A 19,723-nucleotide genomic window follows, 5' to 3' on the forward strand; every position below is an offset into this window, starting at 1 on the left:
ACTGTCCACCGCAATCTGTCGGCCAGCGCCCCACCGCGACACCGGCCTGTCCATTCCTCAAGGTTGAACGGGGAGAACTGACACTGATGCACACCGACCTCGTGGCTGCGCTCGACATCGGCGGCACCAAGATCGCCGGAGCGCTGGTGGACGGCCACGGCCGGATCCTCCTCCGCGCCCAGCGCGCCACCCCGGCGCAGGAGGACGGCGAGAGCGTGATGCGTGCCGTCGAGGAGACCCTCGGCGAGCTCACGGACTCACCGCTGTGGGCACGCGCGGGCGCCCTCGGGATCGGCAGCGCGGGCCCGGTGGACGCCTCCACCGGCACCGTGAGCCCGGTGAACGTACCGGGCTGGCGCGACTACCCGCTGGTCCGCAGGGTCCGGGAGGCGACCGGCGGGCTCCCCGTGGAGCTGATCGGCGACGGTGTGGCCATCACGGCGGCGGAGCACTGGCAGGGTGCTGCGCGCGGACACGACAACGCCCTCTGCATGGTCGTGTCGACCGGGGTCGGCGGCGGTCTGGTGCTGAACGGCGAGCTGCATGCCGGACCCACCGGCAACGCGGGCCACATCGGTCACATCAGCGTCGACCTCGACGGCGACCTGTGCCCGTGCGGCGGGCGCGGCTGTGTGGAGCGCATAGCCAGCGGTCCGAACATCGCCCGGCGCGCGCTGGAGAACGGCTGGCGGCCAGGCCCCGACGGCGACACCTCCGCCGCCGCGGTGGCCGACGCGGCCCGGGGCGGCGACCCGGTCGCCGTGGCCTCCTTCGCCCGTGCGGCCCAGGCGCTCGCCGCGGGCATCGCGGCCACCGCGACCCTCGTGGAGATCGACATCGCGGTCATCGGCGGCGGGGTCGGCAAGGCGGGCGACGTCCTCTTCGAACCGCTGCGCAAGGCGCTGGCCGACTACGCGACCCTGTCCTTCGTCCAGCGCCTGACGATCGTGCCCGCGCAGATGGGTACGGACGCGGGGCTGGTCGGGGCGGCCGCGGCGGCGCTGGCGAAGCGGACCGACACGGCCGCCGCGGTCTGACGCCCGGGTCGACGGAACCGGGAGAAACGTTCACCTGACGGCCGGACCCGGGGCCGGGCCCGGCCGTCTCGTGCGTACGGCGGCTCTCAGCAGCTCAACCGCGCGTCGGCCCAGTCGGCGTGGTCCGAGTCGATGCCGTCGCCGCCAGCGGTGACGACCAGCCGGACCAGCCGGGCGCCGGTGACGTCCGCGGTGAGCGGCTGGGCCGGCATGGCGTTGGTCAGGACGCCGGTGGACGCCACCTTGGTGCCGTCCGCCCACACCTCGAAGGCGACCGTGCCGTTCGCGCCCTTCTCGTCGTCCACGCCGACCTGCGCGGTGACCGTCTCGCAGGCCGCGCCCGTGTAGTACTCCACGGAGCTCTCCGCGTGCACCCCGAGCCCCTTGGCGTACACCACTCCGCCGATGGTGATCGGGTTTCCGTCGCCCGCGGCGCTCTCCCCGTTGCTGGTGTTGCGTTCGGCGGGCCCGTAGCCGTTGGAGGCCGACAGCCACGGCAGATCACCGAGGCCGGAGGTGCCCGAGGGCGGCGGGACCACCACGGTCGCGCCGAACGGCAGGACGCTGTCGACCCGAACACCGGTCGGCGAGCGGTAACTCGCCCTGAGCGTCAGGTCGTACGACCCCGTCGGCGTCCCCTGCGGAGCGGTGACCGACCAACTCGTGCGCAGCGAAAGGCCCGTGGGCAGGGCCGGGGCGGAGGTCGGGGACGTCGCCCGAACCGTCCAGCCCGCGGGGCCGGACAGCCGTACGGAGACCTGTCCGGCCGGGGTGCGGCCCAGGTCGGTGACCGTCGTCGTCAGCGTGGCGGGCAGGCCCGCCTGGATCAACGGGTCTGCGTCCAGGCCGAGTTCGACGGCGGGCGGGTACCGGTGCCACCCGCGGTCGGCGAAGACCCGTACGAGGACCGTTCCGTGCGCGGGGACGGTCGCCGAGATCGTGCCCGCGGTGTTGTAACTCCGGTGCTGCCACAGGTCGCGCAGGGTGTACGCGTCGGCGTCGGGCAGGCCGACGGCCGCGGCGGTGGTGGCGACGCGCTGGGGGCTGCTCGACTCGTTGAACAGGGCGACCGTACGGCTGCCGTCCTTCATCTCCTTGGCGACGACCCAGCGGCCGCCCTCGGACGAGACCACGGAGCCCTGCTTGCCCAGCGGGTCCTGGTCGACGGCGATGACCTCCTTGTTGGAGAGGATCTCGAAGGTCTCCGCCGAGGCCGAGCGCAGGTCGGTGCCGATGAGCAGGGGCGCGGCCATGACCGACCACATCGAGAAGTGCGAGCGGTACTCGGTGTCCGTCATGCCGCCGTTGCCGACCTCCAGCATGTCCGGGTCGTTCCAGTGGCCGGGGCCCGCGTGGGGCGCCAGCGGCAGGTTCTGCTTGAGGATCGACAGCATCGAGCCCCAGGTGTCGCTGATGTCACCGGTGGTGCGCCACAGGTGACCGACGTCGGAGGCCCACTCCCAGGGCTTGTTCTCGCCCCACTCGCAGATGCTGTAGACGATCGGTCTGCCGGTCGCCTTGAGCGCGTCGCGCATGGTCGTGTAGCGCGACCTGGCGTCGACGCCCTGGTTGTTGCAGTTGTCGTACTTGAGGTAGTCGACGCCCCAGTCGGCGAACTGCTGGGCGTCGCTGTACTCGTGGCCCAGCGCGCCGGGGAAGCCGACGTTGCTGCACGTCCTGGTGCCCGCGCTGGTGTAGATGCCGAGCTTGAGGCCCTTGGAGTGCACGTAGTCGGCGACGGCCTTGATGCCGTTGGGGAAGCGGGCCGGGTCCGGCACGAGCTTGCCGTCGGCGTCCCGGTCCGGCAGGGCCCAGCAGTCGTCGAGGTTGACGTACTGGTACCCCGCGTCCTTGAGGCCCTTGTCGACGAAGATGTCCGCGATGCCCTTGACCATGGCCTCGTCGAACTCGGCCCGGCAGTGGGTGGAGTTCCAGTTGTTGAAGCCCATGGGCGGGGTGAGGGCGAGTCCGTCGGCGAGGGCGGGCGGGTCCGCCTCCGGCGCGTCCGCGAGGGCGTGGGCCGCCCCGGGCACGGCGAGCAGCAGCACCGTGAGTGCGGCGACCGTCCTTCGGCGGGTGGTGCTGGTGGTGCGGGTGGTGCGGGTGTGAAGGTGACGCATCGTTACGTTCCTCCGAACCAGCGGCAGTCGATGACGACATGTACGCGTCATCATGTGAGCGTTTACGTTAGGACGTGTTGGACTGTGGTGGAAGAGAGCGGTCCCGGGACGGCTGCGTGACCCAATCGGTCCGGTGCCGTTGATCAGGCCATGAAGAAGCGCAGCATGCTCGCCATCGCCTCCCTCGCCACCGGCTTCGTCGTCGCGGCGATCACCCCCTCGCACGCCCTGGGCGAGGAACTCGATCACCTCGACGTCGACAAGACCCTCAGCTCCCTCGACCACACCGTCTCCGGCGAGAGCCTGGATGGCCTGGACGAGACGGCCCTTGGCCAGGGCGGCTGACGAGGTCCGCCGGCGGCCGTCGCGGGAAGGGGCGCGGCTGCCCGGCGTCGTGACGGCGGGTCCGTGTCGGTTGCGGAGACGGGCGGGGCTCCGTCCTGTTGCCGGGCGGGACTCGCGGCAGGTGGCCGCCTTGTCCGAAGCGGTCACGGCCGCCTTTGCCCCGCCGGGTGTTCAGGGCTCCTCCGAGGTCGTGGCCGTCGGCCCGCTGACAAGGGCGCAAGCCGTCCGGGCCAGGAACCGCGGGCGCGTGCCGTCGGCATCGGCGCAGAGCCTCCGGGCTGCTCCGGGGCGGGGGACCGGCGATGAGCGACCGCCCCCTCCGCGAGAAACGCGCCCCCCGCAAGGACCCGCACGGCCTGGCGAACGCCGGATCGCCAGGGCGTAGGGCGTCCGAACAGAGTCCACGGCACCGGGGTCCCTCCCGTCGAGGGGCCCCGGTGCCGTGTCCGTGCGCCCTCATCTGCGGCTGGTTTCCGTGGCAGGGTGGAACGGGCAAGCCACAGGGGGCCAAACAGAAGAGGGGGAGTCCGTGATCGTCTGGATCAACGGCGCGTTCGGTGCGGGGAAGACCACCACCGCACGGGAACTGATCGAACTGATCCCGAACAGCACGCTCTTCGACCCCGAGGACATCGGCGCGGCGGTCGTGCGTCTGTTGCCGCCCAAGCACCTCGCCGAGGTCGGCGACTTCCAGGACCTGCCGATCTGGCGACGCCTGGTGATCGACACGGCCGCGGCGATGCTCGCCGAGCTCGGCGGGACCCTCGTGGTCCCCATGACCCTGCTGCGCCAGGAGTACCGCGACGAGATCTTCGGCGGCCTCGCCGCCCGCCGGATCACGGTCCGGCACATCCTCCTCGCACCGGCGGAAACGATCCTGCGGGAACGAATAGCCGGGCGGGAGGCCCCGCCGACCCTGCCGCTCGGACAGATGGGCCAGGGGCACTGGGCGTACGACCACATCGAGCCCTACCGGGCCGCCCTCGCCTCCTGGCTCACCGCCGACGCCCATACCGTCGACACCAGCGCGCTCACCCCGTACGAGACGGCCGCCCGCATCGCCGGGGATCTCGCCGCCGGGACCGTGCCCCCGTGCGACATCGTGCAGACCCCGGAGCCCACCGCGGAGACCGTGGCCGCCGGGGTCCTCCTCTTCGACGAGCAGGACCGGGTGCTGCTCGTCGACCCCACCTACAAGGCCGGCTGGGAGTTCCCCGGCGGTGTCGTCGAGCCCGGCGAGGCACCCGCGCAGGCCGGGATGCGCGAGGTCGCCGAGGAGACCGGCATCCGACTGGACGACGTACCACGGCTCCTCGTCGTCGACTGGGAACCGCCCGTGCCTCCGCAGTACGGCGGACTGCGTCTCCTCTTCGACGGCGGCCGGCTCGACTCCACCCGGGCGGGGGCCGTGCTGCTCCCGGGTCCGGAACTGCGCGGCTGGTGTTTCGCCAGCGAGGAGGAGGCCGCGGAGCTGCTGCCGCCGGTGCGCTACGAGCGGCTGCGGTGGGCGCTGCGGGCCCGCGAGCGCGGGGCGGCGCTGTACCTGGAAGCCGGCGTTCCGACCGGCTGACGCGGGGGGTGGGCCCCGTCGGCGCGCTCCGCCGGCGGGGCTTCGCCATGTCCGGGTGTGTTCGAGTCAGGCAAGCGGAGGGCGAGAACCCGCCAAGGGAATGGTCGCGTTACCTCCATGTCAGAGCTAACGAAACGTCCCGCCCTCGTCAACTCTTGGCAACGAGCGCAAACAATCCCCTTTCCGGTCATTTTCCGCCTTGACCGGCCTCTCGACGGGTTGCGACAGTCCGCTCAGTCTCACGGCGCCGACAACGGCCGGCGACCGACGTCTTTCCCCCAGGGAACAGCCCCATGACGAGACCCTGTCCGCCGGCGACGGCCACCACCTCGCGCCGGCCCCAGCACATACCCGGGACGTCCGCACGATGACGACGCAACAGCAGCCGATGCCCGCCGACACCGGCACCACCACGGCCGGCGAACCGACTCCGCAACCGCGGGGCGACAGCACGGCCATCACCGGGCGCTCGCCCGCCCGGATGGCCTGGCGGCGCATCAGACGGGACAAGGTCACCCTGGCCGCGTTCGTGATCACGGTGCTCTTCATCCTGATCGCGCTGCTGGCCCCGGTCCTGACGGCGGTCACCGGCTGGGGGCCGATCACCCCCGACGGCCGGGCGATCGACCCGGACACCGGCAACTTCCCGCGCGGGGCGCTGGGCGGCATCAGCCTCACCCACCTCCTCGGCGTCGAACCGGGCACCGGCTACGACCTGTTCGCGCGGATCGTCTACGGCCTGCGCACCTCGTTGTTCGTCGGCTTCGCCTCGGCCGTGCTGTCCACCGTCGTCGGGGTCGTGGCCGGTCTCGCGGCGGGCTATTCCGGCGGCTGGGTCGACTCCGTGCTGTCGCGGATCATGGACGTGATGCTGGCCTTCCCGCAGTTGCTGTTCATCATCGCGCTCACCCCGGTCATCCAGAACGCGATGCAGACCAACAACCACGGCGGCACCGACGAGAACCTCCGGTTGCTCGTACTCGTCCTGAACATCGCGGTGTTCGCCTGGGCCTACACCGCCCGCCTGGTGCGCGGGCAGGTCCTGTCGCTGCGCGAGCGGGAGTTCGTCGACGCCGCGCGGATCATGAGCGCCGGGCGCTGGCACATCCTCCTCCGACAACTGCTGCCGAACCTGTGGGCGCCGGTCCTGATCTCGTTCGCGCTGGCCGTCCCGCAGAACATCACGACCGAGGCGGCCCTGTCCTACCTCGGCGTGGGTGTCATCCCGCCCAACCCCGACTGGGGGGCGCTTCTTTCGGACGCCTCGCAGTTCTTCCTCCAGGACCCGATGTACCTGTTCGTCCCCGGCGTCCTGCTGCTGATGCTCGTCCTGGCGCTGAACCTCCTCGGCGACGGCGTCCGGGACGCCCTGGATCCCCGCGCGGCCCGCGGCTGACGCGGTCCCCTCAACACCGGTGCGAGCGGCCCCGTTTGAGTCGTCGTCGCCGAGCCGTAGAAGAACGGAGTGTTACCTCATGACGCGCAGAAGGCGCTCGATCGCGCTCGCGGCCACCGCCGTGGCGATCGCCCTGGGGGCCACCGCATGCGGGGGCTCCTCCAGCACCACCGGGAGCGGCTCCCCGACCAAGGGCGGCACACTGACGGTTCTGGATCACGCCGACTTCGACCATCTCGACCCCCAGCGCGTCTACACGACCGAGGGTTCGAGCATGGACCAGGAGCTCGTGCGCACCCTGACCAACTGGGACGAGACCGGCGCGCACCCCAAGCTCGTCGGCGACCTCGCCACCGACACCGGTACGCCCAGCAAGGGCGACACGGTGTGGACCTTCCACCTGCGCAAGGGCATCACCTGGCAGGACGGCAAGCCGGTCACCGCGCAGGACGTCAAGTACGGGGTCGAGCGGTTCTTCTCGCCCGACATCAACGGCGGCCCGCCGTACGCCAGTCAGTGGCTGGTCGGCGGCTCCTCCTACAAGGGGCCCTACTCCGGCAAGGAGCTCGCCTCCGTCCAGACGCCGGACGCGTCCACGATCGTGTTCCATCTCGACCAGCCCGTCGCGGACTTCGACCAGGCGACCGCCATGCCCGGCTGGTCGGCGGTGCCCAAGGCCCACGACACGGGGTCCACGTACGACACGCACGTGTGGTCGGACGGGCCGTACATGATCAAGTCGTACGCCAAGAACAAGGAGCTCGTCCTCGCCCGGAACACCGCCTGGAAGCAGTCGACCGACCCGATCCGGCAGCAGAACGTCAACGAGATCGACGTGAAGCTCGGGCAGGACCAGTCGGCGATCGACCAGCAGATCAAGTCCGACGCCGGCAGCGCCCAGACCTCGATCATGCAGTGGCCGATCGCGGGCTCCGACCTGACGACGATCTCCGGTGACCCGTCCCTGAAGTCGCGGCTCTACAACATCCCCGCTCCGGGCATCAACTACCTGGCCGTCAACACCACCCGGGTCAAGGACCTGAAGGTCCGTCAGGCCATCGAGTACGCCATCGACAAGACCACCGTCCGCGGGGCGTTCGGTGGTGCGGCCTACGGCGACTACGCGAGCACCATGCTCAGCCCCGGCATCGGCGGATACAAGAAGTTCGACCTCTACAGCACCGACCCCGGCGGTGACCTCACCAAGGCCAAGGCCCTGATGAAGCAGGCCGGCGATCCCAGGCCCACCATGTCGCTCGCGGTCGAGAACACCACCACCGAGGAGCACTTCGCGGACGCCGTGAAGACCTCGCTCGGCAGGATCGGCATCACCGTGAACATCACGCCGATCGACGCGGCGAACTACTTCAGCACCATCGACAACGTGAAGAACCAGTACGACCTCACCTGGGGCGACTGGATCGCGGACTGGCCCAACGCCTCCACCGTGCTGCCCGTGCTCTTCGACGGACGGCAGATCGCGAAGCTGCCCCAGTCCAACCAGGACCTGTCGTACCTCGACGACCCCGCGGTCAACACGCAGATCGACAAGATCGCCAAGATGACCGACATCAAGCAGGCCGACGCCGCCTACGGCGCCCTCGACGAGCAGATCATGAAGGACGCCGCCGTGGTCCCGCTGATGTACATGAACTTCAGCGAACTGGCGGGCTCCAAGGTCGGCGGGGTCATCTCGGACCCCATCCTCGCCGAGCCCAGCCTGGTCCACGCCTACGTCAAGAGCTGACCGTCACGAGCTGACGCATCCCTCCCGGTCCCGCCGGCGGCCCCCGGCCGGCGGGCACACCCCCTCTCACGTCAGGGTCCAGCACGACATGCTTCGTTACCTCATCCGGCGCCTGCTGGCAGCGGCGGCGATCCTGCTGGTGATCACCGTGATCACCTTCGTGATCTTCTTCGCGCTGCCGTCCGACCCCGCGCTCCTGGCCTGCGGCAAGACCTGCTCGCCCTCCCGGCTGACCGAGATCAAGCATTCGCTCGGGCTCGACCAAACCTTCCTCAAGCAGTTCTGGGAGTTCTTCAAGGGACTCTTCGTCGGCCGGGACTTCGGCGACCAGAGCGTGCGCGTGCACTGCGGCGCGCCCTGCCTCGGCATTTCCTTCCAGACCGACACCCCCGTCCTCAGCACCCTGCTGGACGACTTCCCCGCGGACCTGTCACTGGGTCTGGGCGCCGCCGTGTTCTTCCTGGTCCTCGGCGTCGGCCTCGGCACCCTCGCCGCGGTTCGCCGGGGCAGGGCGGCCGACAAGGCGGCGGTCGGACTCGCCCTGCTCGGTGTCTCCGTGCAGATCTACTTCGTCGGCCTGCTGCTGCTCTACCTGTTCGTCGACAAGTGGCAGATCCTGCCCGCCTCCGGTTACACCCCGATCACCCAGGACCCGAGCGCCTGGTTCCAGGGACTGATCCTGCCGTGGGCCACCCTCGTCATCGTCTACCTCGCCCTGTACACCCGGCTCACCCGCTCCTCCATGCTGGAGGTCTTCGCCGAGGACTACATGCGCACCGCCCGGGCCAAGGGCCTGTCCGGCAACAAGGTCGTCCTCAAGCACGGCCTGCGGGCCGCGATCACCCCGATCCTCACCATCTTCGGCATGGACGTCGGCTCGCTCATCGGCGGCTCCGCGGTCATCACCGAGTCGGTGTTCGGCATCAACGGCATCGGCAAGCTCGCGGTCGACTCGGTGCAGAACTCCGACTTGCCGGTCATCCTCGGCACCACGCTCTTCGCGGCCACGTTCGTCGTGCTCGCCAACGTGGTGGTCGACGTGGTCTACGGCCTCGTCGACCCCCGCGTCCGCCTCGCCTGAGCCCCTCACCGCAGCAAGGAAACCCCGTGTCCCTCCTGACCTCACCGCAACCGGCGGCCACCGATCCCGCGGCCGCCCCCTTCCTCGACGTACGGGACCTGCGCGTGCACTTCCCGACCGAGGACGGGATCGTCAAGTCCGTCGACGGGGTCTCCTTCACCCTGGAGAAGGGCAGCACCCTCGGCATCGTCGGCGAGTCCGGCTCGGGGAAGTCGGTCACCTCGCTGGCCCTGCTCGGGCTGCACAAGGGCACGCGTGCCGAGGTCTCGGGCGAGATCCGGCTGGACGGCAGGGAGTTGGTCTCCCTTCCCGAGCACGACATGCGTGCCCTGCGCGGCCGGACGGTCTCCATGATCTTCCAGGACCCGCTGTCCGCCCTCCACCCGTACTTCACGGTCGGCGCCCAGATCGCCGAGGCGTACCGGGTGCACCACAGGGTCGCGAAGAAGGAGGCCCGGGACCGGGCCGTGGAGATGCTCCGGCGGGTCGGCATCCCGCAGCCCGAACGCCGGGTGCGGGACTATCCGCACCAGTTCTCCGGCGGCATGCGGCAGCGCGCGATGATCGCGATGGCGCTGGTCTGCGACCCCGAACTGCTCATCGCCGACGAGCCGACGACCGCGCTCGACGTCACCGTGCAGGCCCAGATCCTCGACCTGATCCGCGACCTCCAGGAGGAGTTCGGCTCCGCGGTCATCCTCATCACCCACGACCTCGGCGTGGTCGCCGACATCGCCGACGACATCCTGGTGATGTACGGCGGTCGCCGCATCGAGTACGGCACCGTGCGCGACGTGCTCAAGGAACCCCAGCACCCCTACACCTGGGGCCTGTTGGAGTCGATGCCGCAGATCACCGGGGACGTCGAGCGGAGGCTGAACCCGATCGCCGGGTCCCCGCCGAGCCTCATCAACCCGCCCGGCGGCTGCGCCTTCCACCCCCGCTGCACCTTCAAGGGCTGGGTCTCCGGGGGGCGTTGCGCGACGGAGCGGCCCGAGCTGGTGCCCGTCCCCGGCACCGGCCGGCATCTCGCCGCCTGCCACCTCACCCCGGAGACCAGAACAGAGATCCGCGACCGTACGGCGTCCGGGACCGCGCAGTGAGGGCGGCGGACGAACAGGAGCATGCCGTGAGCACCACTCAGCCCGCCGCCGGGGAGCACCTGCTCGAAGTCAGCGGCCTCAGCAAGCACTTCCCGATCCGGCACGGCATCGTCTTCCAGCGGCAGATCGGGGCCGTGCACGCCGTCGACGGCATCGACTTCACGGTCGGCGCCGGGCAGTCGCTCGGTCTGGTCGGCGAGTCCGGCTGCGGCAAGTCGACGACCGGGCGGCTGATCACCCGGCTGCTGGAACCCACGGCCGGGAAGGTGGTGTTCGACGGCGAGGACATCACCCACACCCCGGAGAGCCGGATGAAGGAGGCCCGCCGGAACCTCCAGATGATCTTCCAGGACCCGTACTCCTCGCTGAACCCCCGGCACACGGTCGGCACGATCGTGGAGACGCCGATGCGGCTCAACGGCATCAACCCGCCGCAGGGTCACAAGAAGCGGGCCCAGGAACTCCTGGAGACGGTCGGCCTCAGTCCCGAGCACTACAACCGCTACCCCAACGAGTTCTCCGGCGGTCAGCGCCAGCGCATCGGGATCGCCCGCGCGCTCGCCCTGCGTCCCAAGCTCATCGTGGCCGACGAACCGGTCTCGGCGCTGGACGTGTCCATCCAGGCGCAGATCGTCAACCTGCTCCAGGACCTCCAGCGGGAGTTCGGCATCGCGTTCGTCTTCATCGCCCACGACCTCGCCGTCGTACGGCACTTCTGCGAGCGGGTCGCGGTGATGTACCTCGGCAAGATCGTCGAGGTCGCCGACCGGCAGACGCTGTACGCCCGCCCCCGGCACCCCTACACCCACGCCCTGCTCTCCGCGGTCCCCGAGGCCGACCCGGACGGCACCCGGCGTCGTGAACGCATCCGGCTCGCCGGGGACGTGCCGTCACCGGTCGATCCGCCCTCCGGCTGCCGCTTCCGCACCCGCTGCTGGAAGGCCCAGGACCGCTGCGCGACCGACGAACCCCCACTGGTCCGCCTGCCCGGCAACCCGCAGGGCCACCTGACCGCCTGTCACTTCCCCGAGGACCCGACGGTCGAGGCCCGCCCCGAGGACATCGTGCTGGACCCGGCGTTGACGGGGATGGGGGAGAGTGCGGCTACTTCTTCGTGAGGGTAGGGGGTGACTCTGCTCTGCTGTTCCAGGCGCCGGTTGAAGTCCCCGACGACGGTTGCCAGTCGGGCATGGCGTGAGACGAGCGCCGCGGCGGGCCCGGGGATCCCCTCGGGGCGCTCGCCGTCGGCGCAGGCGCGGATGAAGTCCTCGCGCTCGTCCCGGGCGAGGCCGTACTGGTCCACGACCAGCCAGTGGACCAGGTAGGAGAGGGCGTAGGCGCGGTCGTAGGCACGGTGGCGGTCGAGGAAGTCGCGCTCTTCCGGACCGAGTGGGAAACGCGTGGACAGGGAGAGCCCGTAGTCGGTGAGGTAGAGCCGGTGTCCGTCCGTGAGGATGTTGCCGAAGTGGACGTCGAAATGGACGAGTTGTTGATCCCGGAGGAACCCGGTCACGGCTTCGAGGCTCTGCTCCACGAACGCGCAGGCCGAGTCGGCGTCGCCGGTGCGCAGTTGTGCGTGGAGCCAGTCGTGGAGGGTGTGCGGCACGTACTCCAGGAACAGGGTCAGGCTCGCGGACGCCGTGCGGAGGGCCGCGAGGCGCTCCCTGAGTCCGGGTGAGCCTCCCCAGTAGGCCACCGCCCGCTCCTCGTCGCGGAGTTCGGGCGGCAGCGGGTGGGGGGTGTCGGGGAGCACCCGCCAGTGGTGCAACAGCGGGAAGCCGGGGAAACGCCCCGAGCGCACCCAGTCGGTCGTCATCTCGTGCACGGCCAGCTCGCGCCAGGCACCGAAGCCCGGGCTGCCGATCGCGCCGATGCCGTAGTGGCAGAAGACCGGCATGCCGAAGAGGTCCGCGGTGGAGCGGACGTTCGTCGGGTGCGACTCGATGTCCGTGAGGGGGATCCGCTTCACGAACACCCGGATGCCGTCCACCGTCACCAGCGTCGCCCGCCCGCCGATGCCGGCGCCCAGAGGGGTGCCCGAAGCCACCAGATCCGCGAGTTCCCGGTCGCTCAGGCGGTCGAGGGCGGCGGCGGTATCGGTGTGAAGGCGGTAGCGGGAGTCCATGGGCCCATGATCGGGGCTCCGTGGCCCACGCAGGTCAGGTTCGGGGTCAGGGATGCCAACTTGGCGTAGGACAGGAGGGTTTGGGGGCGGTCTGTGTTGAAGACGCCGGGGATCGGGGTGCCGTCCGTGGGGGACGCGGCCACCGTGTCGCCGGTGAAGAGCACGCCGTGTCGGGGGAGGTGGAGGGCGATGCTGCCGGGGGTGTGGCCGGGGGCGTGGACGACCCTGGCGCCGTCGCCGAAGTCGAGGGAGTCGCCGTCGGAGAGTTCCGTGAGGTGTGGCGGTCCGGCGAACTCGATCTGCGGCAGGTGCCGTAGAGCCTCCGCGTGCAGGGGGAGTTCCCAGTCCTCGAACGCCGGTGGCGGGCCCGGCGCTTCGCCTCGGACGAAGGGCGCGTCCAGCCGGTGTGCCAGCACCTCCGCACCGGTCAGGGCGGCCAACTCGCCCGCCCCGCCCACGTGGTCCTCGTGGAAGTGGGTGAGCACGATCCGGCGCAGAGGCCCCGAGAGACGGGCGGCGATCGAGGGCGCGGCACCCGGTGGACCGGCGTCGATCAGGGTCGACTCGTCGCCGTCGCGCCAGAGATACGCCTGGCCGACCGGGAAGCGCAGGAGGTGGAGACGGGGGAGGAGTTCGATGACGTCCATGGGACGACCGTAGAAAGGCCCCCGCCCGGGGACGAGGGCCTTCTGCCGACAGCAGAGCCGTCGGATCAGCTCGCCGCGTAGTTGCGCAGGAAGAGGGCCTCGGCCACGGAGAGGCGCTCCAGCTCCTCCGGGGAGACGCTCTCGTTCACGGCATGGATCTGGGCCTCCGGCTCGCTGAGCCCGATGAGGAGGATCTCGGCGTGCGGGTAGAGCGAGGCGAGGGTGTTGCAGAGCGGGATGGAGCCGCCCTGGCCGGCGTACTGCATCTCCTGGCCCGGGTAGGCCACCGCCATCGCGTCGGCCATCGCCGCGTACGCCGGGCTGGTCGTGTCCGCGCGGAACGGCTGGCCCTGGCCGATCTGCTCGGTGCGCACCCGCGCGCCCCACGGCGTGTGCCTCTCCAGGTGCGCCTGGAGCAGCTTGGTCGCCTCGGCCGCGTCGATGCCCGGCGGCACCCGCAGGCTGACCAGCGCGCGGGCGCTCGCCTGCACCGACGGGGTGGCCCCGACGACCGGCGGGCAGTCGATGCCGAGGACGGTGACGGCCGGGCGGGCCCAGATGCGGTCCGCGACCGTGCCGTCGCCGATCAGCTCGACGCCGTCCAGGACCTTGGCGTCCGCACGGAACTGCTCCTCGTCGTACTGGAGGCCGTCCCAGGACGCGTCCGGGGTGAGCCCGTCGATCCTCGTCGTGCCGTCCTTCCCGCGCATCGAGTCCAGGACGCGGATCAGCGCGGCCAGCGCGTCGGGCGCCGCGCCGCCGAACTGGCCCGAGTGCAGGTTGCCCGCCAGGGTGTCGACCTGAACGCGCAGCATGGTCATGCCGCGCAGGGTGGCGGTGACCGTGGGCAGGCCGACGCGGAAGTTGCCCGCGTCGCCGATGACGACGGTGTCCGCCTCCAGGAGCGCGGGGTGGGCCTCGGCGTACCGCTCCAGGCCGCCGGTGCCCTGCTCCTCCGAGCCCTCGGCGATGAACTTGACGTGGACCGGCACGCCGCCGTTCGCCTTCAGCCCGCGCAGCGCGAGCAGGTGCATGATCACACCGCCCTTGCAGTCCGCGGCCCCGCGCCCGTACCAGCGGCCGTCGCGCTCGGTGAGCTCGAAGGGCGGGGTCGTCCAGCCGGCCTCGTCCAAGGGCGGCTGCACGTCGTAGTGGGCGTACAGCAGGACGGTCTTCGCACCCTCCGGGCCGGGCAGGTAGCCGTACACCGACTGGGTGCCGTCCGGGGTGTCGAGCAGGGCCACGTCCTGGAACCCCTCGGCGGTGAGCGCGTCCGCGACCCAGCCGGCGGCGGCCTCGCTCTCGCTCCTCGGGAACTGCTCGAAGTCCGCCACCGACTTGAACGCCACCAGTTCGGTGAGCTCCGCCCGCGCCCTCGGCATCAGCGAGGCGACGGTCTCGGCGACCGGATTCGACGACATGGGCACGCTCCTTGTGGGTGCGACGTTGTACCTGTGAGTGCCGTAGATCCTCCCACAGTGGTCTGTGGGCGGGCCCGCCGTAGGATGCGGGAGACAGGTGCGGCAACGGCTTGATCGGGAGCAGCAGACCATCGTGAGCAGCGAGAACTCTTCGGCGGACGACTCTTCGGCGGACGGCGTGCAGGACGACGCGCAGCGGGTGTGGGACGTCGTCGTGGTGGGCGCGGGCCCCGCGGGCGCCTCGGCGGCCTACGCGGCGGCGGTCGCGGGACGGCGCGTGCTGTTGCTGGAGAAGGCCGAGCTGCCCCGGTACAAGACCTGTGGCGGCGGCATCATCGGTCCCTCGCGGGACTCGCTGCCGCCGGGCTTCGAGCTGCCGTTCCGGGACCGGGTGCACGCGGTGACCTTCTCGAACAACGGCCGCTTCACACGCACCCGGCGCTCCAAGCAGATGCTGTTCGGGCTGATCAACCGGCCCGAGTTCGACCAGCAGCTCGTGGAGCACGCCCAGAAGGCCGGCGCCGAGCTGCGCACGGGCGTCACCGTGCAGCGGGTCGAGCAGCACGGCTCGTCGGTGCCCGACCGGCGTACGGTCGCCGTGGTGCTCCAGGGCGGCGAGACCCTGCTCGCGCGGGCGGTCGTCGGGGCCGACGGCAGCGCCAGCCGGATAGGCGCGCATGTCGGGGTCAAGCTCGACCAGGTCGACCTCGGCCTGGAGGCGGAGATCCCGGTGCCGGAGACCGTCGCCGAGGACTGGAAGGGGCGGGTGCTCATCGACTGGGGCCCGATGCCCGGCAGTTACGGCTGGGTCTTCCCGAAGGGCGACACCCTGACGGTCGGCGTGATCTCCGCGCGCGGGGAAGGCGCGGCCACCAAGCGGTACCTGGAGGACTTCATCGGGCGGCTCGGGCTCGCCGGGTTCGAACCCAGCATCTCCTCGGGGCACTTGACCCGCTGCCGCGCCGACGACTCGCCGCTCTCGCGCGGGCGGGTGCTGGTCTGCGGTGACGCGGCGGGGCTTTTGGAGCCGTGGACCCGCGAGGGCATCTCCTTCGCGCTGCGCTCCGGGCGGCTCGCGGGGGAGTGGGCGGTCAGGATCGCGGAGGCCCACGACGCGGTGGACACCCGGCGCCAGGCGCTGAACTACGCGTTCGCCGTGAAGGCGGGCCTCGGCGTCGAGATGAGCGTCGGCAAGCGGCTGCTGACCGCGTTCGAGCGCCGGCCCGGCCTGTTCCACGCGGCGCTGACGGGCTTCCGGCCCGCGTGGAACGCGTTCAAGGACATCACCCAGGGCGCGACCACACTGGGCGAGCTGGTCCGCGGCCGGCCGATGGCCCAGCGGGCGCTGGCCGCGCTGGACCCGCGCCCGGCCGAGCGGGCCGCGGAGGGCGAGGCCACGTCCTGACCGGTGACCTTAGAACCGGTGGCTTCTCGAACGGTCGCGTCCGCGCCGGTCGCTTCCCGAGCGGTCGCGTCCGCCCCGGTCACTTCCCGACCGTGATCCGGAAGACCGGGTGGTCCGGGGCGGCCGCCACGAGTTCCTCGTCGGAGGACTTGGCGGTCACGCCCTGGAAGTACTGGTTGACCTCCCAGCCCCACTTCTCCAGGTAGGTCCGCAGGATCGGGAGCTTCTCCGCGTCGGGAAGCTCCACCGCGGTGAACCGTCGCACGCGGCGGCCGACCCGCAGCTCCCCGCCGCCGGCGGCGCGCATGTTGCGCACCCACTGGGAGTGACCGCGCGCCGAGACCAGGTACTGCCCGCCCTCGTACGTGTGCGGGTTGACCGGGATGCGCTGCATCTGCCCGCTCTTGCGGCCGCGCACCGACATCTCCGCCGTGCCCGCGAGGCTGAAGCCGTGCCGGGCGAGCCATCCGATGACGCTGTTGAAGCGGACGTTGAGCGGGCTGCCCTTGCGGTAGTAAGGCGATGACATGGTGACCCCCATCGGTTGAGAGAGCGGTGCTCTCGCTTTCGGTGGGATCAGTCTGCACGGTTCGCCGCGCCAAAGCAAGATCACTGCTCTCGATTGTGTGCACTGCTCTGTTCCTGTGCGAGACTGGCCCGTATGAGCACCGCACAAGGGGCCCGGGCCCGTGCCCGGATCGAAGTCACCGCCGCCATCAAGGACGAGGCGCGCCGGCAGCTCGCGGCGGAGGGCGCGGCGAAGCTCTCGCTGCGGGCCGTGGCGCGCGAGCTCGGCATGGTCTCCTCGGCGCTGTACCGCTACTTCCCGAGCCGCGACGACCTGCTCACCGCACTGATCATCGACGCGTACGACTCCCTGGGGGAGGGCGCGGAACGGGCGCACGAGGCCGTCGCGGAGGCGGCCCCACCGGAGCGCTGGGTCGCGGTGTGTGAGGCGGTCCGCCGCTGGTCGCTCGACCATCCCCACGAGTACGCCCTCATCTACGGCTCTCCCGTCCCCGGCTACACCGCGCCGCAGACCACCGTCCCGCCCGCCGCCCGGGTCGGCCTCCTCCTGATCGGCATCGTGCGCGACGCGCACCACGGTCCGCGGGGCCTGGCCGAGCTGCCGCCCGTGCCCGAAGAGCTGCACGCCGAGGCCGACCGCATCACCACCGACCTGGCCCCGGACCTCCCCTCCCCGGTCGTGGCGGCCCTGGTGGTGGCCTGGGCCCAGCTCTTCGGCCTGGTCGGCTTCGAGCTCTTCGGCCAGTTCAACCGCGTGGTCGAGGAGCGCGAGCCGTTCTTCCGGCACGCGGTCCGGCAGCTCGGACGCGGAGTGGGGCTCCGCTAGGGGAGCGAAGCTCGGGCGGGGAGTGGGGCTCCGCTAAGGGGCGGCGCGGCCACGCCGGGGCCCGCCACCGTCGTCGTACTTCGCCGGGAGTAGGCGTGATCACCACGCCCGGGGGACGTCCTGGCCGGCCGGGCCGTCTAGCGTGGCTGTCATGGACGGTGAGCGGGGCGGGCACGGCGGAGGCCGGCCGCGGTGGCGGCGGCACGGGCCGTCGTGGTGGCGGAGCGCCGACGGCGACGCACCGGGCGGCCGGTGGCCCTGGCCGTCCACCCTGCTGCTGACCTTCTTCGTGCTCGGGGGATCGAACTACGCGGCACACCAGCAGGTCGGCGAGCGGGCCGCGCTCGACCCGTTCGCGCGGGCGCTGCTGGTGACCGGCTGCGGGCTGCTGCTGTGGAGGCACCGACGGCCGGTGCTCGTCGCCTTCGGCACGGCGGCCGCCGCGATGCTCTACCTCGGGGCCGGTTATCCGTACGGGCCCGTGTTCCTCACCGTCGCCCTGGCCTGCTTCAGCGCCGTCGTGGCCGGACACCGACGGGCCGCCTGGACCGCGCTCGGGATGCTGTGGGCCGGGCACGTCCTGGTGGCCCACTGGCTCTACCGGTGGCTGCCGCCGTCCGGGGACTCCGCCGCCCCCTGGGGGCAGGAGGGCGTGATCGCCGCCTGGGTCGTCGCCATCGTCGCCGTCTCGGAGCTGGCCCGGACCCGCCGCGACCAGTGGGCCAGGGAACGGGCCGAGCGGGCCCGGGCCGCGCAGCGCCGCGCCGACGAGGAACGCCTGCGGATCGCCCGTGAGCTCCACGACGTCCTCGCGCACAGCATCTCCGTCATCAACGTCCAGGCCGGCGTCGGCCTCGCCCTCCTCGACACCGACCCCGAGCAGGCCCGCACCGCGCTCACCACCATCAAGGCCGCCAGCAAGGAGGCGCTCGGCGAGGTCCGCCAGGTGCTCGACACCCTGCGCACCCCCGGGGACGCGCCGCGCGCCCCCGCGCCCGGCCTCGACCGGCTGCCCGAGCTGGTGTCCCAGGCGGCCGGCGCGGGCCTCACGGTCGAGGTGGCGGGCACGGCACCGGGGCTGCCGCCCGGGGCCGACCTCGCCGCCTTCCGGATCGTGCAGGAGGCGCTCACCAACGTCGTACGGCACTCGGGCTCGCGGCACGCGCGCGTGCGGCTCGACCACGACGCGGACACGCTGCGGCTCCGTGTCGACGACGACGGACCCGCGACCGGCGCCGACGCGGGCGGCAGCGGCAACGGACTGGCCGGAATGCGGGAGCGGGCCGCCGCCCTCGGTGGCACGATCGAGGCGGGCCCGCGTCCCGAGGGCGGGTTCCGGGTGCTCGCCGTACTGCCGCTCAAGGTGAAGGCCAAGGAGGACGACCGGTGATCCGCGTACTGCTCGCCGACGACCAGTCGCTCGTGCGGGCCGGTTTCCGGGCCCTGCTCGACGCACAGCCGGACATCGAGGTGGCCGCGGAGGCCGCCGACGGCGAGGAGGCGGTGCGCACGGTGCGCGAACTGCGCCCGGACATCGTCCTGATGGACATTCGCATGCCGCTGCTCGACGGACTCGCCGCGACCCGGCGCATCACCGAGGACACCGCTCTGCGGGAGGTGAAGGTGGTCATGCTCACCACCTTCGAGCTCGACGAGTACGTCTTCGAGGCGATTCGCTCCGGGGCCTCCGGCTTCCTGGTCAAGGACACCGAACCGGAGGAACTCCTGCGTGCCGTCAGGGCGGTGGTCGACGGTGACGCGCTGCTCTCGCCCGGTGTGACCCGCCGTCTCATCGCCGAGTTCGCCGCCCGCTCCAAGGAGCCCGCGGCCGAGGGTGCCCTCGCCGGGCTCACCGAGCGGGAACGGGAGGTGATGGCCCTGGTGGGCATCGGCCTGTCCAACGAGGAGATCGCCCGGCGCCTGGTCGTCAGCCCGCTCACGGCCAAGACCCACGTCAGCCGCACGATGGTCAAGCTGGGCGCCCGCGACCGGGCCCAACTGGTGGTGCTGGCCTACGAGTCGGGGCTGGTACGGCCCGGCTGGCTGGGCTGAGGGCGCTCCCGCCGGAAGCGCACCAGCACGCTGACCACCCGGGCGACGAAGACGAGGGGGGCGATCGTCATCCCGGTGCGGAGCAGCAACTTCTCGACGGTGACCGGCAGTTCGAACAGCAGCGCCGGTCCGGCCACCGCCCCGAACAGCACCGCCGCCGCGAACAGTGCACTGCACAGCGCGTATCCGGTCTCGACGGTGACCGCGTCCCGCTCCGCCTGGTTCCGGCGTCCCCCGTACGTCTCCATCCTCCGAGTCTCACAGCGGTGTGCCCGGCGGAGCAAGCAGGCTCCGCCGGGCACCCGGGTGGGAGGAGGCGT

General features: G+C 71.5%; 18 protein-coding genes. 12 read left to right on the forward strand and 6 right to left on the reverse strand.

Annotation, left to right across the window (positions count from 1 at the left end):
• The first annotated feature begins 86 nt into the window (after window positions 1–86).
• Window positions 87–1,037, forward strand: a complete 951-nt coding sequence (locus tag ACZ66S_RS22905) for an ROK family protein (protein WP_469903368.1) — start codon at window positions 87–89, stop codon at window positions 1,035–1,037.
• 86 nt (window positions 1,038–1,123) lie between these two features.
• Here ACZ66S_RS22905 and ACZ66S_RS22910 read toward each other — a convergent pair whose 3' ends face one another.
• Entirely contained in the window at window positions 1,124–3,157 is a 2,034-nt protein-coding gene (locus ACZ66S_RS22910) for an NPCBM/NEW2 domain-containing protein (RefSeq protein ID WP_469903369.1), read from the reverse strand.
• Between the two features lie 150 nt (window positions 3,158–3,307).
• Between ACZ66S_RS22910 and ACZ66S_RS22915 the strand changes: the two genes are divergently transcribed.
• The 7 genes from ACZ66S_RS22915 to ACZ66S_RS22945 all read left to right on the forward strand — a co-directional run bounded on the left by ACZ66S_RS22915 (window position 3,308) and on the right by ACZ66S_RS22945 (window position 11,517).
• Window positions 3,308–3,502, forward strand: coding sequence for a hypothetical protein (locus ACZ66S_RS22915; RefSeq protein ID WP_469903370.1), 195 nt, complete (start codon window positions 3,308–3,310; stop codon window positions 3,500–3,502).
• A gap of 529 nt (window positions 3,503–4,031) precedes the next feature.
• On the forward strand, window positions 4,032–5,072 hold the full coding sequence (locus tag ACZ66S_RS22920; protein WP_469903371.1) for an NUDIX hydrolase: 1,041 nt from the start codon (window positions 4,032–4,034) through the stop codon (window positions 5,070–5,072).
• Between the two features lie 367 nt (window positions 5,073–5,439).
• Window positions 5,440–6,468, forward strand: a complete 1,029-nt coding sequence (locus ACZ66S_RS22925; RefSeq protein WP_469903372.1) for an ABC transporter permease — start codon at window positions 5,440–5,442, stop codon at window positions 6,466–6,468.
• 79 nt (window positions 6,469–6,547) lie between these two features.
• Entirely contained in the window at window positions 6,548–8,215 is a 1,668-nt protein-coding gene (locus ACZ66S_RS22930; protein ID WP_469903373.1) for an ABC transporter substrate-binding protein, read from the forward strand.
• 88 nt (window positions 8,216–8,303) lie between these two features.
• A complete protein-coding gene (locus ACZ66S_RS22935; RefSeq protein ID WP_469903374.1) occupies window positions 8,304–9,296 on the forward strand; it encodes an ABC transporter permease in 993 nt (330 codons plus the stop codon).
• A 26-nt stretch (window positions 9,297–9,322) separates the two neighbouring features.
• Window positions 9,323–10,399 (forward strand): ABC transporter ATP-binding protein, encoded by a 1,077-nt coding sequence (locus ACZ66S_RS22940; protein WP_469903375.1) that lies wholly within the window; start codon window positions 9,323–9,325, stop codon window positions 10,397–10,399.
• Complete coding sequence (locus tag ACZ66S_RS22945; protein ID WP_469903376.1) at window positions 10,396–11,517, forward strand: ABC transporter ATP-binding protein; 1,122 nt, start codon at window positions 10,396–10,398, stop codon at window positions 11,515–11,517. The genes ACZ66S_RS22940 and ACZ66S_RS22945 overlap by 4 nt, the downstream gene beginning before the upstream one ends.
• On the opposite strand, the gene ACZ66S_RS22950 is transcribed toward ACZ66S_RS22945, so the two are convergent.
• The 3 genes from ACZ66S_RS22950 to ACZ66S_RS22960 all read right to left on the reverse strand — a co-directional run bounded on the left by ACZ66S_RS22950 (window position 11,418) and on the right by ACZ66S_RS22960 (window position 14,592).
• A complete protein-coding gene (locus ACZ66S_RS22950; protein ID WP_469903377.1) occupies window positions 11,418–12,524 on the reverse strand; it encodes a protein kinase family protein in 1,107 nt (368 codons plus the stop codon). The genes ACZ66S_RS22945 and ACZ66S_RS22950 overlap by 100 nt on opposite strands.
• Window positions 12,470–13,171 carry an MBL fold metallo-hydrolase gene (locus ACZ66S_RS22955; protein ID WP_469903378.1) on the reverse strand — a complete coding sequence of 234 codons (702 nt, stop codon included), beginning with the start codon at window positions 13,169–13,171 and terminating at the stop codon, window positions 12,470–12,472. The genes ACZ66S_RS22950 and ACZ66S_RS22955 overlap by 55 nt, the downstream gene beginning before the upstream one ends.
• 65 nt (window positions 13,172–13,236) lie before the next feature.
• A complete protein-coding gene (locus ACZ66S_RS22960) occupies window positions 13,237–14,592 on the reverse strand; it encodes a M20/M25/M40 family metallo-hydrolase (RefSeq protein WP_469903379.1) in 1,356 nt (451 codons plus the stop codon).
• A 133-nt stretch (window positions 14,593–14,725) separates the two neighbouring features.
• Between ACZ66S_RS22960 and ACZ66S_RS22965 the strand changes: the two genes are divergently transcribed.
• Window positions 14,726–15,997: a geranylgeranyl reductase family protein gene (locus tag ACZ66S_RS22965; RefSeq protein WP_469903380.1), complete on the forward strand. Its 1,272-nt coding sequence runs from the start codon at window positions 14,726–14,728 to the stop codon at window positions 15,995–15,997.
• A gap of 79 nt (window positions 15,998–16,076) precedes the next feature.
• Here ACZ66S_RS22965 and ACZ66S_RS22970 read toward each other — a convergent pair whose 3' ends face one another.
• Complete coding sequence (locus ACZ66S_RS22970) at window positions 16,077–16,526, reverse strand: nitroreductase family deazaflavin-dependent oxidoreductase (RefSeq protein WP_469903381.1); 450 nt, start codon at window positions 16,524–16,526, stop codon at window positions 16,077–16,079.
• 132 nt (window positions 16,527–16,658) lie between these two features.
• On the opposite strand from ACZ66S_RS22970, the gene ACZ66S_RS22975 reads away from it, so the two are divergent.
• From ACZ66S_RS22975 to ACZ66S_RS22985, 3 genes are all read left to right on the forward strand, one after another.
• Window positions 16,659–17,351 carry a TetR/AcrR family transcriptional regulator gene (locus ACZ66S_RS22975; RefSeq protein WP_469903382.1) on the forward strand — a complete coding sequence of 231 codons (693 nt, stop codon included), beginning with the start codon at window positions 16,659–16,661 and terminating at the stop codon, window positions 17,349–17,351.
• Between the two features lie 151 nt (window positions 17,352–17,502).
• Complete coding sequence (locus tag ACZ66S_RS22980; protein WP_469903383.1) at window positions 17,503–18,741, forward strand: sensor histidine kinase; 1,239 nt, start codon at window positions 17,503–17,505, stop codon at window positions 18,739–18,741.
• Window positions 18,738–19,403 carry a response regulator gene (locus tag ACZ66S_RS22985; RefSeq protein ID WP_469903384.1) on the forward strand — a complete coding sequence of 222 codons (666 nt, stop codon included), beginning with the start codon at window positions 18,738–18,740 and terminating at the stop codon, window positions 19,401–19,403. Before ACZ66S_RS22980 ends, ACZ66S_RS22985 begins: the two co-directional genes overlap by 4 nt.
• Here the strand turns inward: ACZ66S_RS22985 and ACZ66S_RS22990 are convergent.
• Window positions 19,364–19,651 carry a DUF6332 family protein gene (locus tag ACZ66S_RS22990; protein ID WP_469903385.1) on the reverse strand — a complete coding sequence of 96 codons (288 nt, stop codon included), beginning with the start codon at window positions 19,649–19,651 and terminating at the stop codon, window positions 19,364–19,366. The genes ACZ66S_RS22985 and ACZ66S_RS22990 overlap by 40 nt on opposite strands.
• Window positions 19,652–19,723 lie beyond the last annotated feature (72 nt).

The organism is Streptomyces sp. NPDC107471, assembly GCF_055582845.1.